Source organism: Pedobacter agri PB92, assembly GCF_000258495.1.
Lineage (GTDB): Bacteria > Bacteroidota > Bacteroidia > Sphingobacteriales > Sphingobacteriaceae > Pedobacter > Pedobacter agri.
In genome coordinates this window covers 1-4,450 of record NZ_AJLG01000272.1, presented here as the reverse complement: position 1 = coordinate 4,450, position 4,450 = coordinate 1, and the positions used below count along the sequence as shown (strand labels likewise).

At 43.1% G+C, this 4,450-nt stretch carries 4 protein-coding genes; 1 reads left to right on the top strand and 3 read right to left on the bottom strand.

The features are described 5' to 3' along the window. Positions 1–345 precede the first annotated feature (345 nt). The gene (locus ON09_RS22800; protein WP_010603382.1) at positions 346–567 is read left to right on the top strand and encodes a S1 domain-containing protein; all 222 of its coding nucleotides are present in this window, start codon (positions 346–348) and stop codon (positions 565–567) included. Positions 568–1,004: 437 nt separating this feature from the next. Here the strand turns inward: ON09_RS22800 and ON09_RS22795 are convergent, their stop codons facing one another. The 3 genes from ON09_RS22795 to ON09_RS24585 form a co-directional block, all read right to left on the bottom strand. After that, the gene (locus tag ON09_RS22795) at positions 1,005–2,768 is read right to left on the bottom strand and encodes a UvrD-helicase domain-containing protein (protein ID WP_010603381.1); all 1,764 of its coding nucleotides are present in this window, start codon (positions 2,766–2,768) and stop codon (positions 1,005–1,007) included. 181 nt (positions 2,769–2,949) lie between these two features. Further along, the gene (locus ON09_RS22790) at positions 2,950–3,330 is read right to left on the bottom strand and encodes a LytR/AlgR family response regulator transcription factor (RefSeq protein WP_010603380.1); all 381 of its coding nucleotides are present in this window, start codon (positions 3,328–3,330) and stop codon (positions 2,950–2,952) included. A 96-nt stretch (positions 3,331–3,426) separates the two neighbouring features. Continuing rightward, a partial coding sequence (locus ON09_RS24585; RefSeq protein WP_010603379.1) for a sensor histidine kinase occupies positions 3,427–4,450 on the bottom strand: 1,024 nt, incomplete at its 5' end.

The window sequence follows — 4,450 nt, the reverse complement described above, 5'->3', positions numbered from 1 at the left end:
ACGTACACACTACAACTTAAGGTTGTTCAATGCAGCACAACTAACTTTAACCGGTAAGAATGATGTCTACATTTCGATCAGGACTTTGATCATATTTTAATTAAAAAAATACGTTAACACGTTCTACTTAGAAAGATTTAGCATAGAAAATTACCTGGCTGAGCATATTGCGGTCCAAATAAATAAATTAATGCATTCGTAGCATAGAACTATCGGCAGTTAATCTGCCCACACATTTTATATGGTTTTAACTGTAGAAAATGATTTTGAAATCCTAAACCATCGAATCTACGTAACTACATTACGTCCCGGTCTTTAAGTTTATGGAAGCTAGAATAGTGATATATGAGAAAGGGAATAGTTTTGTCTTATAACAAAGATGTTAAATACGGATTTATCAGCGATCTGAATGGTCAAAAAATTCGATTTTACAATGACGATGATCTGGTAATTTTAAATGTAGGAGACTTGGTTCAGTTTGCGATTGGGGTGATAAAAAATAGGCCTTGTGCAGTGAATATCATGATGTTATGCCGTAATCAAAACAAAGTTGATAAACACAATTAATCATTCTCCGAAATACCATTGGACCGCCCCAGTGCTGGCTAATATAAGAACTGTAACAACCACACCTCTTCATGTAGCGTCTTGCCATTCCTCTGGTGTATCATAATGCCTTAAGATTTTGCCGAGACAGAAATGTGCCATCAATACACAGGATATCAGAAACAACCAGAGGGTAGATATCATCAGTACGATATAGGAAGAAATTAGTTCAAAAGTTTTTTGCTCCCAGTTGTTCAGGATAGGTTTTTTTTGTGAGTTACAAACCTGTTATATAAATTTTCTACTAACAACTGTAAAACTGCATAATTTTGTTCACTATAGATTTTAGTATACAACTTTCAGTTCTTCAATGTTGAATAACACCTTATTGAAGAACGGTCTTTGTTAAAATCTAACCTATCTAATTAAAAGCAGAAATTAGCACATAGGCAAGTGGATCAATAAAACAAATCTTCCAATCCCAGTTTTTTTATCCGCATACTGATTGCTGAGCGGGAGCGGCCGAAGTGCAGCGCAAGGTCCCCAGGACTGTACCCATCAGCAAACATGATGGTGAGTTCATTATCCAGTTCCACTGTCCAGGATTGGTTAGCGGAGTGTGCCTGTTTATCAGGGTTTACTGATTTGGAATTGATTGTCTTTTTTTGATCACTTCGGGATGCCGCCGGGTTATTTTTTGATTCCTTTGGGGATGCGATGAGGTAGATCTGCGGGGAGGCGGGAAAATGTTTTGGAACCAAAGCCTCCGGGATATAAAGACCGGTTTTGGCCCTGGTGATGGCAACATACAATAAATTAATTTCCTCGTTCATCCGATTGAAATGTTCAGGGAGTGCATTTTTATCTTCCCGGAGCCTTCTCACTTTTTCTTCGGTTACAAAGTCATCGGCCAGGAGCACCGCATCATATTCCATTCCTTTACAGCGGTGCACGGTGGAAAAGACGATTTCAGCCTTTGATTTGTCCTTATTTTCGACATGCTTTTCTTTTATGGCTTTGATCAGCCCGGGTATAGCATTACCGTATTTTTCCACCAGTTCAATCATCATTGATAATTGCTTATCTCCGGTCTGCTCCACATAGTCTTTCAGTGCTGCGATATCGCGCATGGCACTGATCAGCGGATCTTTGATCTGATTATGCTTTCCATTGTGCAAGCTCAGGATATCATATAGTGATGCGCCTTCGTCTGCATAGGTGTAGGAGTTGATGTTGCCTTCAAAATAAATATGCCTGATGTTTTTCCGTTCGGTCACATATTCGATGGCTTTGATGAGCAGTCCAAGATTTGTGCGTGCAATGACGGCATTGCTTTTAATTTTTTTCTCCCTGCCTTTTCCCAGGATGGTCATTGGACGATGGGGTTCCAATAGATTTTTCAATCGCAGGGTTTCCATGGCAAGGTTCGCTATATCCTGTCCAAAACGGAAACTGGTGGAGAGGTGGTGGGTTTTGAAGTGAGCTTTCTCCAGGGAGTTGACGGCATAACGCCAGCTGTATATTTGCTGGTGGGTATCGCCTACAATAACTTTTGTAGCATTTTGCTTTAAAAAGATATCCAGCATGGCAGGGGAGGCATCCTGCGCTTCGTCAAAGAGAATATAGTCAAAGCCGAGCTGGGGATGCTGAAGCTGGAATTTTTTAAGGTAAAAGTCATGGGTGATTTCGATTTCACCTCGGTCCATTTTGGCTAGAAAAATACGTGCCTGTGAAACCATGTATCCATAGGTTTCAGCAATAAGTGTTTTTACCGCTTCATCCGCGATAAGGTCGAGGTAGTTTAAGTCCTGGACTTTCGGCCTGTCGCTGTTACAGAAATAAGAAATGAGTTTAAGGATGTGATTGGCGATCACAAATTCGCTGTGCTTTTCACCTGTACTTTTTAATTTAAGGATGCGGACAATTTCGTTGGTGGTGTAGTCCTGGTTTCTGACCTGGTATTTACTGCGCATCACAATGTTGCGAAAGGCAAGGGAATGGGCGGTTTCTACCTCAACGTTCTTTAAACCTTTTGCAGCGAATTTTTCGGCGGCTTCTACTTTTACGGCCTTGTTGAAGGCAAGGTATAAGATCCGGGAATTGGAAGGTCTTGTCCTGGCATACTCAATGATGGTGGTGGTTTTTCCTGAACCTGCAACTGCGTTAATTTTGATATTGCCAGTTGAATTGATGATATCTTTCTGCTGCCTGGTCCATTCCATCTTCAAAGGGTGTATTCTGTTTGGGTATCGTAATGGTGCAAGAATACGAATTTTGGAGTATTGGTGCGGTCATTATTTTTCAAACAGTTTGGCCTTGGGGTCGTTAAAGGTAGCTGGAATGATGCTGGGCAGCCGGTTGATCGTTCCGGCAGCTGCGCTTGACCATTGAATTTTTATCCGGTCAGAAATGGGAAGGGCTTTCAAGAATGGCCTGGAATACGTCCTGAAACTTCAAGGCCGAGAAGGGCTTGTGCAGATGGTGGTATATCCCCACCCCGGTTGGACGGAAGGACATGGCTGGATGAGCGGTCACAAAAACCAGGTGTGGGTATAGGTGCCTGGTTTTAGCAGCCAGTTCAATTCCCGAGAGCCATGGCATGTCAACATCGGAAAAAAGGATGTCTATGCCTGTGCTTTTTTGAAGATAGGCCAGTGCATTCCTGGGATCGGTAAATATGGCCAGTATTTTTAAGCTGGGGTGCAATTCAATTTGTTCCTTTAAGTTTTCGATTGCGAAGGACTGGTCGTCGACTAATATACAATTCAATATTTGACTATTCATGTTACTGCTTTTTAGATAAAATATTTCTGGTTCCTGATTTTACTTGAGTGTATTGTGGGCTATGGATTTCTCCAATTACTTTCCTTTACTGCTAGTTTAGTTCCTTAGGCTGTTTTTGGGATTTTTATCTTCACCAGGGATATTTAAAGGAGCTGTGATCTTAACTATAAATTGATCACCGCTGGTATAATGTTGCATTTTCGAGTGCTCGCCGTAGCTCAGCCTCAAGCGCTGCCTGATATTTTGGAGTCCGGTGTGTTGTCCGTTGTCATTCAGGCCAGTGTTGACCAGGTTCCGGGTCTGGATGAAAAGATGGGTGGCATCGGTTTCAATCCTTAATAGGGCAGGGTGGTACTTATCGCTGAGGTTCCCGTGCTTAAAGATGTTTTCAACCAGGGTAAGCAGCACCAGGGGGATAAATTCAGCATTCTCAGCGCTTTCGGTGGCCTCTAGTTGAAAAGCTGTCACTTCTCCTTCCTGCCTGATTTGCCAGAGCTCAAGCAGGTACCGGATTTGTTTGAGTTCTTCTGATACCCTGACCAGGGAGGGGTTGTTGCCGCTGCGCAGCGCGTAGCGCATGTTACGGGAGAGCAGTGCTAGGGTCTTCCCGGCGGCGGGATCGGTTTTGTGGATCTTGCTGTAGATGAAACTGATGGTGTTGAAAAGGAAATGGGGATTGATCTGGGCACGGAGGAATGCATTTCTGGCATTATTGAGTTCGATCAGCTGCTCTTTTGCCAGGATTGCCTGTTGATGGGATTTTTTTTCCAGGAGTTCACTTTTGTCTCGTTCCCGGATATAGTATTTGAGGAAGTAATAGCCTGAGGCCAGCAGAATGAAGTAGACGCTGCGCCAGATCCCGCCGTAGATGAATCGCTCGTCAAAGATGATTTCCCCTTTCTGTATTTCGGGGAAAATCATGGCGATCAGGTGGTCCGATCCATACTTCAGGGCGAGGAAAAAGGCGATTTCCATCGCGGTGAATAAGGGTATTTTCCATGCTTTCTGACTGGGGTTGCTCATCGCTAATGGCATCACGATTTTGGCATGGCTGTAGAATAGCAGGATGTTCACCACATAATGCAGCAGGTAATAAACCAGCCTTTCGAGGGAGCCTGAT